We start from the raw sequence: 16,857 nt of genomic DNA on the forward strand, positions 1-16,857 counted from the left end.
CTGATGCCTAGCGTTCTTCCCCTTGGTGACCCGGCGCCGTCGGACGGTCTGCTGCCCGGCCAGGCAGCAGACGGTGCGGCGGCCCGGAACTTCGGGCTGTACGTGCACATCCCGTTCTGCGCGGTCCGGTGCGGATATTGCGATTTCAACACCTACACGGCCACGGAACTCGGCGGCGGCGCGTCCCAGGACGCCTACGCCGACACTGCCATCTCCGAGGTGCGGATGGCCGCCCGCGTCCTGACCGAATCCGGGCTGCCGGCGAGGCCCCTGAGTACGGTCTTCTTCGGCGGCGGGACCCCCACGCTCCTCCCGGCCGAGGACCTTGCGCGGATCCTGACGGCCGCCGTCGCGGAATGGGGCCTGGAGGATGGCGCCGAAGTCACCACTGAAGCGAACCCGGATTCCGTCACCCCCGAATCCCTTGCGGTGCTGAAGAACGCCGGGTTCACGCGCGTTTCCTTTGGTATGCAGTCCGCCGTTCCACACGTGCTCAAAGTCCTGGACCGTACCCACACACCCAGCAGGGTGCCGCAGGTGGTGCAGTGGGCACGTGAGGCAGGACTGGCCGTGAGCCTGGACCTGATCTACGGAACGCCGGGGGAGTCCCTCGACGACTGGCGGTACTCCCTGGAAACCGCGCTGTCCTATCAGCCGGACCACATCAGCGCCTACGCGCTGATCGTGGAGGACGGCACCAAGCTCGCCGCCCAGATCCGCCGGGGCGAAGTTTCGGGAATCGACGACGACGACCACGCCGACAAGTACGAACTCGCTGACGAGCTCATCGGCGAGGCGGGGCTCAGCTGGTATGAGGTGAGCAACTGGGCCCGGACGCCGGAACAGGCGTGCCGGCATAACCTCGCCTACTGGCGCGGGGACGACTGGTGGGGCATCGGTCCCGGCGCGCACTCGCACGTGGGCGGTGTGCGCTGGTGGAACGTCAAGCACCCCACCGCGTATGCGGGGCGGCTCGCCCAGGGGCTCTCGCCCGCTGCGGGCAGGGAAACGCTCGACGCCGAAACGCGGGACGTGGAGCGCGTCATGCTTGAGGCCCGGCTGGTTTCGGGGCTCGCCATCGCGACGCTGGGGGAGTCGGGCCGCCACGCTGTGGCCGGGCTGATTGCCGAAGGCCTCGTGGACGCGCCCGCTGCGATCAAGGGATCCCTGGTGCTGACCCTGAAGGGGCGCCTCCTGGCGGACGCCGTGGTCCGGAGAATCCTGCCGGACTAGCCCTCCCCACCCGCACCCTAACCTCGCAAGCTCGGCCAGGGAACCCTCCCCACCCGCACCCTAACCTCGCAAGCTCGGCCAGGGAACCCTGCGGGCGTGGGCCCAGGCCCGCAGGGTGCGGGTGGGACTACTTGATCCAGCGCAGGTTGTACTGGTAGCGGTGCGGCTGGCCCTTGTTGACATGGATACCGGCGGACACCGAAAAGCAGGTCAGCGCGATCCAGATGAGCGTGGCGATGACGGCGAAGATGTTTCCGACCACCGGAATGAATACCAGGATGTTGGCCACCAGCGCCGCGATGGTGGGCGGCAGGCTGAAGTTCAGTGCTTCCTTGGATTCCTGCGCGGTGAACGGTCCGCGCTCACGGAAAATCAGGTAGATCAGCAGCGACGGCACACAACCGAGGATCCCGCCGAAGTGCGCCAGCGTGGCCCATTGACGGTCTTCGCTGGCCGTGAGGGGCAGCGCATTTGCGGGAACGCCCTGATACTCGGAACGGCCTTGGTCGTCCCGGTGCTCGCGTGCGTTTTGTGCCACGGTTTCATCCTTCGAAAGTGCATTGGTGCTGGCTTGGAGACTGCCGGTCTGGTGCGGCAACAGCCTCTGCAGTACCAAGAATACTGGTTCGCGCGGCAAATGCCGCCGTCGGGACTGTCCTTCGGCCATTCAAGGGTCCGCGGAGTTAGGGCGCCGTCAGGAAGTCGATGACTTCCTCCACCCGCCCGAGCAGTGACGCTTCAAGGTCTGCGTAGCTGCGGACCGCACCCAGCAGCTTCTGCCAGCCCAGGCCGATGTCTTCCTTCGTGGCGTGCGGCCAGCCGAAGGCGGCCAGGATGCCGGTCTTCCAGTCCTGCCCCCGGGGCACCACGGGCCACTGCTCGATGCCGAGCACGGCGGGGCGGATTGCCTGCCACACGTCAACGTAGGGGTGCCCGACAATCAGCACATTCCCGGCGGCGCCCGGGGAGGCCATCACACCGGCGGCGATGCGCCACTCCTTGGAGTCAGGCACCAGGTGGTCCACTAGGATCCCCAGCCGCCGGTTGGGCCCGGGACCGAAGGCGGCCACCGCCCCGGCGAGGTCATCGATGCCATGCAAAGGCTCGACGACGATGCCTTCCACCCGGAGATCGTCACCCCAGACCTTTTCCACGAGTTCGGCGTCGTGCTTTCCCTCCACCCAAATCCTGCTGGCTTTGGCCACCTGGGCTCGCTGGCCCGCCACGCGGACTGAACCGGATGCCGTCCGGCCGGCGGGCACGGCCGCGTTCTGCCGGGGCGCCGGCGGCATCAGCCTGATGGGCTGGCCTTCCAGGAGGAACCCGAATCCAAGCTTGAACGAACGCGACTTGCCGCGCCGGTCCTCGAGGGCAACCACATGCATCCCGCCGGACTTCTCCACGCGGGTGACCGCTCCCACCCAGCCGGACTGGGCGTCTTCGAGCACCATGCCGCGTTCCACGGGAACCTCGGGGAGTTCGTTCCGAACGGGTGCGGTGATCTCCTGCGGACCCCAGTTCTGGTATTGCATGGATTGATTCCGCCTTGCGCTAGATCGTGCCCCCGAATGTTCGCCCGGAGCGGTACCAATGCTAACAACGGGGCGAGTCATATTAGACTGTTAGCACTTAGGCATGTCGAGTGCTAACGAGCCGCGACCAATGCCGTGATGATCGAGGCGCAACCAGGGATGGAGGTGGAGTGTGAGCGAGCCGCGCAAACTTGAAGTACTGCGTGCCATCGTGGAGGACTACGTGCACTCCCGCGAGCCCGTGGGTTCCAAGGCCCTGGTTGAACGCCACCACCTCGGAGTGTCCAGCGCCACCATCCGCAATGACATGGCCGCCCTGGAAGACGAGGGCCTGATCACCGCCCCGCATACCAGCGCGGGCCGGATCCCCACAGACAAGGGCTACCGCCTGTTTGTGGACCAAATCTCGGCGGTCAAGCCGCTGTCCCCGGCGGAGAAGAAGGCCATCCAGTCGCTCCTTGAGGGCGCGGATGATTTGGATGATGCGCTGGACAGGACTGTCAGGCTGCTTTCCCAGCTGACCAACCAGGTGGCCGTGGTGCAGTACCCGCACCTGAGCCGGGCCACCATCCGCCACATCGAATTTGTCCTCCTGGCGCCGCGCCAGGTCCTGCTGGTGCTCATCGCCACCACGGGCAAGGTGGAACAGCGCGTGATCGACGTCGGGCAGGACCTCGGTGAGGACGCGATCGCTGCCCTGCGGACACACTTCCTCGGCTCGCTGGCGGGCACGCCGCTGAGCCGGCTGGCCCAGTCACTGCCGGGTGTGGTCTCTGCCGTCGCGCCAGGCCAGCGGGCAGCTGCGCAGGCACTGGCTCACGGGCTGGAAACGCTCGCGCACAGCAGCCGCGAGGACCGCATGGTGATGGCGGGCACTGCGAACCTTGCCAGGTCCAACGTGGATTTCCCCCTCACCATCGGCCCTGTGCTTGAGGCCCTGGAGGAACAGGTGGTCCTGCTCCGCCTCCTCAGCGACATGGCTCAGGACCCGCGGGGAGTGACCGTGAGCATCGGCCGGGAAAACCCCTACGACGGACTGGCCGAAGCCTCGGTGGTGGCCACGGCTTACGGCCCGGACAGCACCGCCAAGGTCGGCGTCCTGGGTCCCACCCGGATGGACTACCCCACCACGATGGCCGCGGTCAGGGCAGTAGCCCGTTACCTTTCAAGAATTCTGGGTCCGTAATAACCGGTCCAGGCATTAAGAGCAGTGCCGGCAGCCACGCTGCCGGAAGTACAACAGGGAAGAGATACGAACTTTGAGCAGCCACTACGACGTCCTCGGAGTCTCGCCGGAAGCCACCGGAGAAGAGATCAAGAAGGCCTACCGCAAGCTGGCCCGCACCCTTCACCCGGACGTTAACCCCGGGGACGATGCGTCGGACCGCTTCAAGGCCGTGACCCATGCCTACGAGGTACTTTCGGACCCCCAGAAGCGCCGCGTCTATGACACCACCGGCAACGAGAACGGGACTGACAACGGCTTCGGCGGCGGGGGATATGCCGGCCAGGGATTCGCGTTCCAGGACATCTTCGATACCTTCTTCGGCGCCGGCGGATCGTCCGGCCCCGCGTCCAGGGTCCGCCGCGGCCAGGACGCCCTCATCAGCGTGCGGATCGAACTGCGCGATGCCGTTTTCGGCGTCAACCGGAAGCTTGAGGTGGATACCGCCGTCACCTGCCCCACCTGCAACGGCTCGTGCTGCCGCGAAGGCAGCCATCCCGAGCGCTGTGATATCTGCGGCGGCAGCGGCCAGGTCCAGCGAGCCGTGCGCTCCATCCTGGGCCAGGTCATGACGGCGGCCCCGTGCGGCAGTTGCGAAGGGTTCGGAACTGTCATTAAGGATCCCTGCAACGAGTGCAACGGCCAGGGCCGCATCCGCAGCCGCCGGTCACTCACCATCAAGGTGCCGGCCGGCGTCGCAACGGGGACCCGGATCCAGCTGTCCGGTCAGGGCGAGGCCGGCCCTGCCGGCGGACCTTCCGGTGATCTCTACGTCGAGATCCGGGTCAACAACGATCCCACCTACGTCCGGGACGGCGATGACCTGCACGCGACGCTCCACATTCCGATGACGGCAGCTGCCCTGGGCACCGAAGTGTCCCTGGAAACCTTCGACGGGCTGCAGGAAATCGACGTCAAAGCAGGCACCCAGGCGGGCGAGGTCATCACGCTGCGCGGGCTGGGCGTCACGCACCTGCGTGGCTACGGCCGCGGTGACCTGATGGTCCACCTGCAGGTGGAGACGCCCGCAAAGCTCGACGCCGCGCAGGAGGACCTCCTGCGGCAGCTGGCAAAGTTGCGCGGCGAACAGTTCACCGAGGGCAAACTGACGGCCAGCGGCGGCGTTTTCGCCAAGCTGCGGGACCGGCTCGGTAACCTGTAGGGGTGAGCAACCCCGTATTCTTCGGCGGCGCCGGGTCACTGGACCACCTGGTTCCCGGCGCCCGCTATACCCTCCAGGGCCCTGAAGCGCGCCATGCAGTGACAGTTAAGCGGTTGGCGCCCGGGGAGTCCGTGGACATCGCCGACGGCGCCGGCAAGCGGTTGACCGGAACGGTTGTTGCCGCCTCACCCGCCGAACTCACCGTTGAATGCGCCGAACTGGCTGTGGAGCACCAGCCTGACATCCGGCTGGTGCTTGTTCAGGCCCTGGCCAAGGGTGACCGCGATGAACTCGCCGTGGAAACGGCCACGGAATTGGGGATCGACGCCGTTGTGCCCTGGCAGTCGGAACGATCAATTGTGCGCTGGAAGGGTGAGCGCGCCGCGAAAGCCCATGCCAAATGGCAGTCCGTGGTCACGGCAGCAGCCAAGCAGGCACGGCGCGCCTGGATTCCCGAGGTGCGCGCCGCCGTCGAAACCCCGGGCCTGGTAGCAGCCGTGGCAGCGGCGGACCTCGCGGTGATCCTCCACGAGGACGCCGTGCGGCCGCTACGGTCCGTGCTGGAGGCATGGCATGCCGCCGCGCCGGGGGCCGGCGGCCCCCGGGAAATCCTGCTCATCGTCGGTCCGGAGGGTGGCATCAGTCCCCGCGAAGTCACCAGGCTCTGCGATGCCGGTGCCGTGACGGCACTCCTGGGCAACCATGTCCTGAGGTCCTCCACTGCCGGACCCGCCGCCGTCGTGCTTGCGAGCGATGTGTTGGGGCGCTGGAGCGCCGCCCGGGCCTAAGCCGACGCGCTGCGTGAACTGACCGGAGGCGCGGACTAACTGACGTTGAACTTGCGCGTGTCCACGTTCAGTTCCCCGCTGTTGCCGCCATCGGACTGCGATACGCGGAGCTCGTAGCTTCCGGACGAGAGGCTGAGCGCAAGCGTGAACAGTCCGGACTGGGCGGCGTCAGCGCCGGCCGTAGTCTCACCGGTCAGGTACGGCGTCTTGTCCCCGTTCCCCGCGGTCCGCAGGATCTGCCACCGCAGCTTGCCACCCGGGACCGTGCTGCGGCCGGTGATCTTGACGCTGCCGCCGGCGATGTCCGTGCCCTCCTGCGGATCGATGATCCACACCGGCGCCACCATCCCGGCAGCCCGTGACATCGGGGCACCCAGCTGGACATGGCCGAAGGCTACGTAGTCGGTGTGGCTGTCCACCAGGACCCGGACCTGGATCTGCTGGCCCGAGTCGATCAGCCCTGAGCTGGCCGCCGCAGCAGTGGCGGTGAATATCAGCTGCTGGATGGCGCGAACTGCCATGTCGGCGTCGAGATTGCTGTTGAAGGCATCTGCGGACACGTCGACGGTAATGACATTTTTTCCGGAGATCGAGGTTGCCAGCTCCGTGGGACTCTGCCAGGGGGTGAAGAAATCGGGGTCAAGCGGCTTTTCGGACATCATGGCCCGCAGCGCACGCGTCACCGGGTTCTCCTGTTCCGGGACGTCCCGGAACTCCCGGTAAAGAAAGACATTGCCATTGCTGCGGCCGATCCAGTACACGGGCGCCTTGTTCGAGGACTGCGTGGTTTCCAGCGGTGCACTCGTGGAGGGCACACCGGGGGAGCCGGTAGCGGCCGCAGTGGAGTTCGCCGACAATATCGGTTCGGGGCCGGGATCGGCGATGCAGCCGGTCAGCAGGAGCAACGCCGGAAGGAGAGCCACTGCGCCCCGTGCACGAAACGGCCGCGCGGCACGTTCGGCCGAGCGGGGGGCGGATGTTTCCGGCACTCTGATGGCCCTGTCCTTCCTGGCTGTGACTGATGGGGCCCTGAGCCCCGCAAGCCGGTCCCCGGACGGCCTGAATTTCAAGCATGGCATAGTGCGGCACGCCTCAAGGGCCCAAACGACCGCACGGGCCCAACTGCAACGGGAACGATATGCGCCTGATATGAAGTTGATATCTAATGTCGCCTGGCAGCGCGCAGGTATCGGCTCCGGGAACGCCGGTGCGACGGCGCCGTGGGGCGCCGCGACGAGGGCCCTGCTGGCGTAAGATGGAAGGAACCGCTGGCTCCTGCGTGCTCGGCAACAGCCCGCCCACGCAGCATCCGGCGGTATTAAGTTCGAACTGGAGGAGACCACGGGCCTGCGGGCCAGCATCATGACTGAATCAACGAACGGAAAGCGCCGGCTGAACACCGAGCGCGCCGCCGGAGAATTTCCCCATTCACTTCCCGGTGTCCGGACGGAGGTGGTTCTCTTTGACAACTCCGATCAGATGGTCCAATCGCTCGGGAGTCACGACGAGGCCCTGCGGTACATCGAAGAACAGTTCCCGGCAGTCAACTTCCATGTCCGCGGAAACGAACTTTCCATCAGCGGCCCCGCGAACGAAGTGCCCCGCATCATGCGCCTGCTGCATGAAGTTCGCGGCCTTGTGGCCCGCGGCACCGTCATCAGCCCCGCCGTCCTGCAGCAGCTCGTGGCGTTGCTCCGCAGCCAATCCCTGCAGAACCCCGTGGATGTCCTCACCCATGACATTCTGTCCAGCCGGGGGAAGACGATCCGGCCCAAGACGCTGAACCAGAAGAACTATGTTGACGCGATCGACGCCAACACGGTGATCTTCGGCATCGGCCCCGCCGGCACCGGCAAGACCTTCCTGGCCATGGCGAAGGCCGTCCAGGCGCTGCAGCAGAAGGAAGTCAGCCGCATCATCCTGACCCGGCCGGCCGTCGAAGCCGGCGAGCGGCTGGGGTTCCTGCCCGGCACGCTCAGTGACAAAATCGACCCCTACCTGCGCCCGCTTTACGACGCGCTCCACGACATGATGGACCCCGAATCGATCCCTCGGCTCATGGCCGCAGGGACCATTGAGGTCGCGCCCCTTGCCTATATGCGCGGGCGCACCCTGAACGACGCGTTCATCATCCTGGACGAGGCCCAGAACACCACGCCGGAACAGATGAAGATGTTCCTGACCCGTCTCGGCTTCGGATCGAAAATGGTGGTCACCGGCGACGTCACCCAGGTCGACCTTCCCTTCGGGACGCGTTCGGGGCTGCGCATCGTGGAGGAGATCCTGCAGGGCATTGAGGATGTGAACTTCTCAGTCCTGGACTCCACGGATGTGGTCCGCCACCGCCTGGTGGGCGACATCGTCCGGGCCTACAGCGTTTGGGATGATGTCCAGCGGAACAAAGTCAAACACTCAGTAAGCCGTGAGAAGCGGGCGGAACGCGCATGAGCATCGAAGTGAACAACGAATCCGGCATCCAGGTTGATGAAGCGGAGCTCGTGGCGCTGTCCCGGTACGTTTTCGAACAGCTTTTCATCCACCCCCAGGCTGAGCTTTCCATCCTGCTGGTGGACGAACCCGCCATGGAAAAGCTCCACATCGAACTCATGGACGAGCCCGGATCAACGGACGTGCTCTCGGTTCCCATGGATGAGCTCACGCCGGGGACACCGGACCGGCCCACGCCGCAGGGGATGCTCGGGGACATTGCCGTGTGCCCCCAGGTTGCACAGGTCCAGGCCGCCAACGCCGGGCACGCCCTGCAGGACGAGATGCTGCTCCTGACGACGCACGGCATTCTTCACCTGCTGGGCTATGACCACGCTGAGCCTGAGGAGAAGGAAGAAATGTTCAGCCTCCAGCGCCAGTTACTGTCCGGATTCACGGGCAAGGACGCACCCGCCGAGACTACGCAGTGACGCCCCTGCTCCTTGTAGGCATGGCCCTGGTTTTCCTCAGCACCGCAGCCCTCCTGACCGCTGCCGACGCCGCGTTCACTTTCCTTCCCCGGCATGACGCCGAGGAAGCGCTCCTCAAGAGCAGGGGCAACGCCATGCGCCGCATCCTTGCCCAGCCGGTGGCACACATCAGGGCGTTGCGGTTCTGGCGGATCTGGTTCGAGATGGCGTCGGCCGTGGCCGTCGCCGTCCTGCTGCACAGCCTGCTCGACAACGTTTGGCTCGCCGGATTGGCCGCCACGGGGATCATGGCCCTGGTGGGGTTTGTTATCGTCGGGGTTTCCCCCCGCCAGATCGGCAGGCTGCATTCGGGCGCCGTCGTCCGGTACACGGCGCCGCTGATCCGGTTCCTGACCTGGATCCTCGGACCCATCCCGCGGTGGCTCGTGGCGCTCGGCAGCGCAGCCGCACCCGGTGCGCCGGCGGGCGATGAAGCGTTCTTCAGTGAACAGGAATTCCGCGAACTCGTGGACCGTGCCTCCGAGTCGGACATGATCGAGGACAACGAAGCGGAAATGATCCAGTCCGTTTTTGACTTCGGCGATACGCTGGTGCGCGCCGTGATGGTCCCCAGGACGGACATCCTCAGCATCGACGCCGGCTCCAGCCTCAGGCGGGCAATGTCGCTGTTCCTGCGTTCGGGCTATTCCCGCATCCCCGTGATCGGCGACAACACGGACCAGATCCTGGGAATCGTCTACCTCAAGGATGTGGCCGCGACGCTCCACGAGCTGGGCCCCGACGACAAACAGCCGCCGGTGGAAGCGCTGGCCCGCGAAGTCCGGTACGTTCCGGAGTCCAAACCGGTTAGCGAGCTGCTGCGGGAACTCCAGAAGGAATCAACGCACGTGGCCATTGTCATCGACGAATATGGCGGCACGGCCGGCCTGGTGACGCTCGAGGACCTCATCGAGGAAATTGTCGGCGAAATCGTGGACGAATACGACACCGAAAGCGCCGAAGCCGTGGCCCTGGGCGGCGGCGCCTACCGCGTCAGCGCACGCATGAGCATTGATGACCTGGGGGAGCTCTTCGACATCGAGCTCGACGACGACGAGGTGGACACCGTGGGTGGCCTCCTGGCCAAGGCCCTGGGCCGGGTGCCGATCGTCGGCAGCCACGTGGAAGTGGACGGCATCTCGTTGCGCGCAGAACGGCTGGAAGGCAGGCGCAACCGGGTCAGCCACATCATTGCGGCAGCCGTTCCAAAGATAGACACTGACCTTCAAGACCTCTTTGACGAGGCGGAAGCAACCCAGCAGGGAGTTCCACGTGAGCAAGAAAAATAACCGCCCGGCCAGCCAGGGCTCCGACACACCGGACTACGGCGGTTACCGGGCAGGCTTCTCGGTCCTGGTCGGGCGCCCCAACGCGGGCAAATCGACCCTGACCAACGCCCTGGTGGGGCAGAAGGTGGCCATCACCTCCGCCAAGCCGCAGACCACCCGGCACACCATCCGGGGCATCGTCCATCGGGAGGACGCCCAGCTGGTCCTCGTCGACACCCCGGGCCTGCACCGTCCCCGCACCCTGCTCGGCAAACGGCTTAATGACCTGGTGGCCGACACGCTGGCCGAAGTCGACGCGATCGGCTTCTGCCTCCCCGCCAACGAGAAAATCGGCCCCGGCGACAAATACATCGCCGCCCAGTTGGCGCAGCTGGGCAGCAAGCCCGTCATCGCAGTTGTGACCAAGGCAGACCTGGTGGACCGGCAGGCCCTCACCGAGCAGCTTCTCGCCGTCGCCGCACTGGGCCGGGAAGTCCTCGGCGAGGACGGCTGGAAGGACATCGTTCCGGTCTCCGCCGCCGACGGCTTCCAGGTGAACACCCTGGCTGATGTGCTCATCAGCCACATGCCGCCGTCGCCGCCGTTGTACCCGGAGGGGCACCTGACGGACGAACCGGAAGCAGTGATGATCGCCGAGCTCATCCGGGAGGCCGCCCTCGAGGGCGTCCGCGACGAATTGCCGCACTCCCTGGCCGTCGTCGTTGATGAAATAGTTCCGCGTGAAGGCCGGCCGGAGGATCGGCCGTTCCTGGACGTCCGGGTCAACCTCTATGTGGAGCGTCCTTCCCAGAAGGCCATCATCATCGGCAAGGGCGGCGCCCGGCTCCGCGAGGTCGGCACCAACGCTCGCAAGGCGATCGAAGCGCTGCTGGGCGCCCGCATCTACCTTGACCTGCATGTGAAGGTCGCCAAGGACTGGCAACGGGACCCCAAGCAGCTGGTCAAACTGGGGTTCTGACCCGTCGGCACACCCTGCCCCGGCCGGTAACCGGGAAGTTCCCAGAAATGGCGACTAAAATGGGTCGGATTGAAATTTTCGAGGAAGGTACACCATATGGGGCTCAGCCGCGATAAGCGCGAGTACGGAGCTGACGCGTCAGCCGGAGCCGGTCCGGTCTCCCGGCACGCGGACGCCGGCGCCGTCGGCGTAGCCCGGCACTTCGGGGGACAGCGCCGCATGCCCGGGTGGCTGAAGGTGACCACAGCTGTCCTGACAGTTGTGCTGCTTGGCGGCCTCGGCTTCGCCGGTTACTGGTACTTCCGCCTTCAGTCGAACATCACCACCGCACCGCTGAGTGCCGGGGACGGCACCAACGCAGGGAACGACTCGACGGGCAGGATGCAGATCCTGATCCTGGGCTCGGATACCAGGGACGGCAAGAACGCCGAGTATGGCTCCGTGGAGGACTCCAAAGGCTACGGCAAGTCTGACGTCATGATGCTGATGGACATTTCCGCCGATAACAAGCGCGTCAGCGTCATCAGCTTCCCCCGGGACCTGCTGGTGGACATTCCGCATTGCACCGACCAGAAAACAAAAATGTCCTTTCCGGCCCTCAGCGGCGTGATGATCAACGAGGCAATGTCGCAGGCCGGCATCGGCTGCGCCGTGGATACGGTCAACAAGCTGACGGGCATGAAGGTCGACCACTTCATGATGGCCGATTTCAACGCCGTCAAGGAACTCTCCAACACCGTCGGCGGCGTGGACGTCTGCATCAGCGACGCCGTGTATGACCCGGATTCCCACCTCCGGCTCCCGGCGGGCACGTCTTCCGTGCAGGGGGAAATGGCACTCGCGTTCCTGCGGACCCGGCACGCCTTTGCCGACGGCGGCGACCTCGGCCGCATCAAAGCCCAGCAGGGCTTCCTGTCATCCCTGACAAGGAAGATCAAGGACGACGGCACTCTGTCCAACCCGGCGAAAATGCTGAACATCGCGGACACAGTCACCCAGAACCTCACCGTGGATGACGGGCTCTCCTCCGTGCCCTCGCTGCTCACCATCGGCAACCGGCTGAAGGACATTGACATCAGCAAGGTGGCCTTCGTCGCGGTGCCCACCACCCCGGCCCTCTCAGACCCCAACCGTCTCCAGATTGCCGAACCGGCAGGCTCCCAGCTGTTCACTGCCCTCCAGAAGGACATTGATCTCACCGATCCCACGGCGCCTTCGGAACCCGCGACGCCCTCCGCGGCGCCGACAGAAACCACGCCGCCCGCACCGACCTACAACAAGGCCATCCAGCCGGTCACCGTAGCCAACGGCAGCGGCGTGCCGGGACGGGCCCAGGAAATCGTGCAGGCGCTAGTGACCGGCGGCTTCACGCAGACCGGCCAGTTCACAGCCACGCCGGTGACGCAAAGCGCGGTGTACTTCGGGACAGGCTTTGACGACGTCGCCGCTGATGTGGCAGCCCTGCTGGGGATTCCAGCAGCGCAGGTACAGTCCGCACCCGGCGTAGTTGGGGTGCAGGCCTATCTGGGAACCGACTTCACCTCAGGTGTCACCTACGGCGCCGGCTCGGGCCCCGTCGCCCTGCCCGAGGACATCGTCAACCAGACCGCAGGCGACAGCCGTTGCCAGCAGGCCAATCCATACCTGATCGTTCGCGGCTGACTTCAGCGAAAATGACAAAAGAGGCGGGGCCAACAGGGCCCCGCCTCTTTTTGCGACCAGCAGATGTGGACTACCAGATGCTGACGCGCGCCTCCTGCGACATCCACATGCCGTCCTGTTCGGTCACGCCGAAAGCCTCATGGAAGGCGTCGAGGTTCCTGGCGATGGCGTTGGTCCGGAACTCGTTGGGGGAGTGGGGATCCGTGGCGAGCCGCCGGATGGCTTCCTCGGGCCGGATCACCTGGCGCCAGCCCGCTGCCCAGGAGGCAAAGAAGCGCTGCTGTCCCGTCAGCCCGTCCAACACCTCCGGTTCCTTGCCGTCCAGGCTGAGCAGGTAGGCCTTGTAGGCGATGGTCAGGCCGCCGAGGTCGCCGATGTTTTCCCCCAGCGTCAGCTTGCCGTTGACGTTGTGTCCGGGTGCGGCGTAAGGGGACAAAACATCGAACTGCGCTACGAGCTTCGCGGTGCGTTCTTCAAACGCCTTCCGGTCATCCTCCGTCCACCAGTTCCGGAGAGCACCACCGCCGTCGAACTGCGAACCCTGGTCATCAAAACCATGGCCGATCTCATGGCCAATGACTGCGCCAATGCCGCCGTAGTTCACAGCGTCGTCGGCGTCGGCCGTGAAGAACGGCGGCTGCAGGATGGCGGCGGGGAAGACGATCTCGTTCAGCATCGGGTGATAGTAGGCGTTCACCGTTTGCGGGGTCATGAGCCACTTGTCGTGGTCCACGGGCTTACCCACCTCATCGAGGTGCCGGTCGACGTCGGCGTTATGGGCGCGCTCCACGTTGCCGAGGAGATCGGCGGGATCGATTTCCACTGCTGAATAATCGATCCACTTGTCCGGGTAGCCGATCTTGGCCCGGAAGGCTTCCAGCTTCCGGAGCGCCTCTGCCTTGGTTTCCTCGCCCATCCAGTCCAGTCCGGTGATGCTCTGCCGGTAGGCCTCGATCAGGTTGGCCACGAGGGTCTGCATGCGCGCCTTGTGCGACTCGGGAAAGTGCTGGGACACGTAGATCTGCCCGACGGCTTCGCCCAGTGCGGCCTCGACGACGGCGACTGCACGCTTCCAGCGGTCCTTGTTGCGCGGCGTGCCGCTGATGGTTGTTCCATAGAACGCGAAGTTGGCATCCACGAACTCGGCGGACAGATATGGTGCGGCCGCGTTGATGACCCGCAGCGCCAGCCATTCCTGCCACACCGGCAGTGGCTCCGATTCGAGTAGGGCCGCGGCCCCGCTGAAAAAGTCCGGAGTGCTGACCACAATTTCGTCCCGCTTGGCCGCTGCGATCCCCGCAGCCTCGAACCACGTCCCCAGGAGCGGGAACAGGGCGGCTGCCTCATCGGACGACTTCAGGTTGTACGTCTTCTGCGGGTCCCGCAGCGTGACGTTGTCCCAGTGGTGGGAAGCCAGGTTGGTTTCGAGGGCAACCACGCGGCTGGCCGCCGACTCGGCGTCTTCCACTCCGGCCAAACTGAACATGTTCCGGACATACCCCTGGTACGCGGAGACCATGGGAGCGAACTTTTCTTCGCGGTAATACGACTCATCGGGCAAGCCCAGGCCACCCTGGCCGGTATACAGCAGTACGCGGTCCGGATTGCCCGCGTCCGGTGCCGGGTAGATGTAAAAAAGCCCTGAAACGTCGGAGCGGAAGAGCCTCCCGGCCAGTGCGACCAGATCTGACACGGAGGTCGTGGCGAATACCTCGGCGAGCCGGGCCCTGATGGGATCCATGCCCTTGGCCTCCACCGTGGCCTCATCCATGAAGCTGTTGTACAGCTCGCCAACTTTCCGCTCTATCCCGCTGGCGGCATCGCCCTTGGCAGCGGCCTCCTCGATGATGTCCCGGACGGCGATTTCCGCTCCGTCCCGCAGCGCGGTGAACGTTCCCTCGAGCGGCCGGTCATCCGGAATTTCAGTGGCCTTGAGCCAGGACCCGTTCACGTGCTGGTACAGGTCATCCTGCGGCCTGACGCTGTGGTCAATGTTGGACAAATCGATCCCCGAGATGGGCACAGAGGCTCCTTCGTGTGACATGCCGCGGCGGCGCTGGCACCGGCGCGGCGTCTGCATGGTGGACGTTGCTGGAGGTGTTGCTCCTTCATCTTACGCACCCGTGTTACTCTCAAATGGTGCGCGCAGAACTGCTTCTTCTTAGCTGCCGCGGCGAGGCCTCAGACGCGATCTAGCGCAAGGCCCATCCTCGTCGCGGAGTTTGTGTTGCCCGGCCACCCTTTCAGATATGAACCACAGAAAAGGCCCCGATAGTAATGCGAAACGCACAGAAGCCCTCTGGAATGCCCGCCCACCGGTATCTGCCCTTCCAGGACCAGATCACCGTTGAAATGCCTGACCGCACCTGGCCCGACAAAATCATCACCAAGGCCCCGCGCTGGTGCGCGGTGGATTTGCGTGACGGCAACCAGGCATTGATTGATCCCATGAGCCCTGCACGCAAGATGAAGATGTTCGACCTGCTGGTCCGCATGGGCTACAAGGAAATCGAGGTCGGTTTCCCGTCGGCGTCGCAGACCGACTTCGACTTCGTCCGCCAGCTGATCGAAGGCAACCACATCCCGGATGACGTCACCATCCAGGTCCTCACGCAGGCACGCGAGCAGTTGATCGAGCGGACCTACGAATCGCTGGTCGGCGCCAGGCAGGCCATCGTCCACCTGTACAACTCCACGTCCGTCCTGCAGCGCCGCGTGGTGTTCAACCAGGACGAGGACGGGATCCTGGACATCGCGCTGCAGGGCGCCCGGCTGTGCAAGAAGTACGAGGAAACCCTCGTCGACACCCACATCACGTATGAATACTCCCCGGAGTCGTTCACCGGCACCGAACTGGAATACGCCGTCAGGGTCTGCAACGCCATCGCTGATGTGTTTGAAGCCTCTGCTGACCGCCAGGTCATCATCAACCTGCCGGCCACGGTCGAAATGGCCACCCCGAACGTCTACGCCGATTCCATCGAGTGGATGCACCGCCACCTGCACCCCCGCGAAGGCATCATTCTCTCCCTGCACCCGCACAACGACCGCGGCACCGGCGTGGCCGCAGCCGAGCTGGGCTACCTGGCCGGCGCGGACCGGATCGAGGGCTGCCTGTTCGGCAACGGCGAGCGGACCGGCAACGTGGACCTCGTCACCCTCGGCCTGAACATGTTCGTCCAGGGCATCGATCCCATGATTGACTTCTCCGACATCGACGAGATCCGGCGCACGGTGGAGTACTGCAACCAGCTGCCGGTCGCCGAGCGCACCCCGTACGGCGGGGACCTCGTGTTCACGGCTTTTTCCGGCTCGCACCAGGACGCCATCAAGAAGGGCTTCGAGGCCCTGGAGCGGGACGCCGCTGCTGCCGGCAAGGCCGTGGAGGACTTCACGTGGGCCGTCCCGTACCTGCCCGTTGACCCGAAGGACCTGGGCCGCAGCTACGAAGCCGTCATCCGGGTCAACTCGCAGTCCGGCAAGGGTGGCGTGGCCTACCTGCTCAAGAACGAGCACAGCTTGGACCTGCCGCGCCGCGCGCAGATCGAATTCTCCGGCGTAATCCAGAAGCGCACGGACACCGTGGGCGGTGAGGTCACCGGATCCCAGCTCTGGCAGATTTTCCAGGACGAGTACCTGCCGTCGAGCGAGGCGGATGGTCAGTGGGGCCGCTACTCCCTGGGCTCCTTCAGCACCGAAACCGATGACGACGGCGGGCTGACCACCCTGCATGCTTCACTCACCGTGGACGGTGCGCAGGTCCGCCGCACCGGCACCGGAAATGGTCCCATTGCTGCATTGCTGAGCATCCTGCACGATGACGGCGTGGACGTCCGGGTGCTGGATTACAGCGAGCACGCCCTCTCCGAGGGCGGAAACGCCACGGCCGCCGCTTACGTCGAGTGCGCGGTGGGGGAGCGGGTCCTGTGGGGCGTCGGCATGGATGCCAACACCAGCACGTCCTCGCTGAAAGCCGTCATTTCGGCGGTCAACCGTGCCATCCGGGATTCCCGCGCCTGATCCGGAATAGCGTTGCGCGCCGCAAGCCACG

At 65.3% G+C, this 16,857-nt stretch carries 14 protein-coding genes; 10 read left to right on the plus strand and 4 right to left on the minus strand.

Features of this window, described 5'->3' with window-relative positions:
* The first annotated feature begins 3 nt into the window (after window positions 1-3).
* Window positions 4-1,233, plus strand: a complete 1,230-nt coding sequence (gene hemW, locus IAQ70_RS05680) for a radical SAM family heme chaperone HemW (RefSeq protein WP_190988331.1) — start codon at window positions 4-6, stop codon at window positions 1,231-1,233.
* A gap of 127 nt (window positions 1,234-1,360) precedes the next feature.
* Here hemW and IAQ70_RS05685 read toward each other — a convergent pair whose 3' ends face one another.
* On the minus strand, window positions 1,361-1,771 hold the full coding sequence (locus IAQ70_RS05685) for a DUF4870 domain-containing protein (protein WP_190988332.1): 411 nt from the start codon (window positions 1,769-1,771) through the stop codon (window positions 1,361-1,363).
* Between the two features lie 145 nt (window positions 1,772-1,916).
* Window positions 1,917-2,765, minus strand: a complete 849-nt coding sequence (locus IAQ70_RS05690) for a DUF3097 domain-containing protein (protein WP_190988333.1) — start codon at window positions 2,763-2,765, stop codon at window positions 1,917-1,919.
* Between the two features lie 172 nt (window positions 2,766-2,937).
* Here IAQ70_RS05690 and hrcA point away from each other — a divergent pair, with 172 nt between their 5' ends.
* The 3 genes from hrcA to IAQ70_RS05705 all read left to right on the plus strand — a co-directional run bounded on the left by hrcA (window position 2,938) and on the right by IAQ70_RS05705 (window position 5,940).
* On the plus strand, window positions 2,938-3,951 hold the full coding sequence (hrcA, locus tag IAQ70_RS05695; RefSeq protein WP_190988334.1) for a heat-inducible transcriptional repressor HrcA: 1,014 nt from the start codon (window positions 2,938-2,940) through the stop codon (window positions 3,949-3,951).
* A gap of 73 nt (window positions 3,952-4,024) precedes the next feature.
* Window positions 4,025-5,152 (plus strand): molecular chaperone DnaJ, encoded by a 1,128-nt coding sequence (dnaJ, locus tag IAQ70_RS05700; protein ID WP_190988335.1) that lies wholly within the window; start codon window positions 4,025-4,027, stop codon window positions 5,150-5,152.
* Between the two features lie 2 nt (window positions 5,153-5,154).
* Complete coding sequence (locus IAQ70_RS05705) at window positions 5,155-5,940, plus strand: 16S rRNA (uracil(1498)-N(3))-methyltransferase (protein WP_190988336.1); 786 nt, start codon at window positions 5,155-5,157, stop codon at window positions 5,938-5,940.
* Window positions 5,941-5,975: 35 nt separating this feature from the next.
* Here IAQ70_RS05705 and IAQ70_RS05710 read toward each other — a convergent pair whose 3' ends face one another.
* The gene (locus tag IAQ70_RS05710; protein WP_317983592.1) at window positions 5,976-6,863 is read right to left on the minus strand and encodes a GerMN domain-containing protein; all 888 of its coding nucleotides are present in this window, start codon (window positions 6,861-6,863) and stop codon (window positions 5,976-5,978) included.
* 439 nt (window positions 6,864-7,302) lie between these two features.
* On the opposite strand from IAQ70_RS05710, the gene IAQ70_RS05715 reads away from it, so the two are divergent.
* The 5 genes from IAQ70_RS05715 (at window position 7,303) to IAQ70_RS05735 (ending at window position 12,806) form a co-directional block, all read left to right on the plus strand.
* Window positions 7,303-8,388, plus strand: coding sequence for a PhoH family protein (locus tag IAQ70_RS05715; protein WP_190988338.1), 1,086 nt, complete (start codon window positions 7,303-7,305; stop codon window positions 8,386-8,388).
* The gene (gene ybeY / locus IAQ70_RS05720) at window positions 8,385-8,858 is read left to right on the plus strand and encodes an rRNA maturation RNase YbeY (protein WP_190988339.1); all 474 of its coding nucleotides are present in this window, start codon (window positions 8,385-8,387) and stop codon (window positions 8,856-8,858) included. The genes IAQ70_RS05715 and ybeY overlap by 4 nt, the downstream gene beginning before the upstream one ends.
* Complete coding sequence (locus tag IAQ70_RS05725) at window positions 8,855-10,186, plus strand: hemolysin family protein (protein ID WP_190988340.1); 1,332 nt, start codon at window positions 8,855-8,857, stop codon at window positions 10,184-10,186. Before ybeY ends, IAQ70_RS05725 begins: the two co-directional genes overlap by 4 nt.
* The gene (gene era / locus IAQ70_RS05730) at window positions 10,170-11,144 is read left to right on the plus strand and encodes a GTPase Era (protein ID WP_190988341.1); all 975 of its coding nucleotides are present in this window, start codon (window positions 10,170-10,172) and stop codon (window positions 11,142-11,144) included. The genes IAQ70_RS05725 and era overlap by 17 nt, the downstream gene beginning before the upstream one ends.
* Window positions 11,145-11,240: 96 nt before the next feature.
* Window positions 11,241-12,806: an LCP family protein gene (locus tag IAQ70_RS05735; RefSeq protein ID WP_190988342.1), complete on the plus strand. Its 1,566-nt coding sequence runs from the start codon at window positions 11,241-11,243 to the stop codon at window positions 12,804-12,806.
* A gap of 70 nt (window positions 12,807-12,876) precedes the next feature.
* Here IAQ70_RS05735 and IAQ70_RS05740 read toward each other — a convergent pair whose 3' ends face one another.
* Entirely contained in the window at window positions 12,877-14,829 is a 1,953-nt protein-coding gene (locus IAQ70_RS05740; protein ID WP_317983593.1) for a M13 family metallopeptidase, read from the minus strand.
* 254 nt (window positions 14,830-15,083) lie between these two features.
* On the opposite strand from IAQ70_RS05740, the gene leuA reads away from it, so the two are divergent.
* The gene (gene leuA, locus IAQ70_RS05745; RefSeq protein WP_190988344.1) at window positions 15,084-16,826 is read left to right on the plus strand and encodes a 2-isopropylmalate synthase; all 1,743 of its coding nucleotides are present in this window, start codon (window positions 15,084-15,086) and stop codon (window positions 16,824-16,826) included.
* The last annotated feature ends 31 nt before the right edge of the window (window positions 16,827-16,857 follow it).

Origin of the sequence: Pseudarthrobacter sulfonivorans (assembly GCF_014712225.1) — a bacterium.
Classification (GTDB): domain Bacteria; phylum Actinomycetota; class Actinomycetes; order Actinomycetales; family Micrococcaceae; genus Arthrobacter; species Arthrobacter sulfonivorans.

Bases quoted from the DNA above. Each gene is read 5' to 3' on its own strand.
- hemW (WP_190988331.1), top strand. From the start codon at position 4: ATGCCTAGCGTTCTTCCCCTTGGTGACCCGGCGCCGTCGGACGGTCTG.
- IAQ70_RS05690 (WP_190988333.1), bottom strand. From the start codon at position 2,765: ATGCAATACCAGAACTGGGGTCCGCAGGAGATCACCGCACCCGTTCGG.
- IAQ70_RS05715 (WP_190988338.1), top strand. From the start codon at position 7,303: ATGACTGAATCAACGAACGGAAAGCGCCGGCTGAACACCGAGCGCGCC.
- ybeY (WP_190988339.1), top strand. From the start codon at position 8,385: ATGAGCATCGAAGTGAACAACGAATCCGGCATCCAGGTTGATGAAGCG.
- IAQ70_RS05735 (WP_190988342.1), top strand. From the start codon at position 11,241: ATGGGGCTCAGCCGCGATAAGCGCGAGTACGGAGCTGACGCGTCAGCC.
- leuA (WP_190988344.1), top strand. From the start codon at position 15,084: ATGCGAAACGCACAGAAGCCCTCTGGAATGCCCGCCCACCGGTATCTG.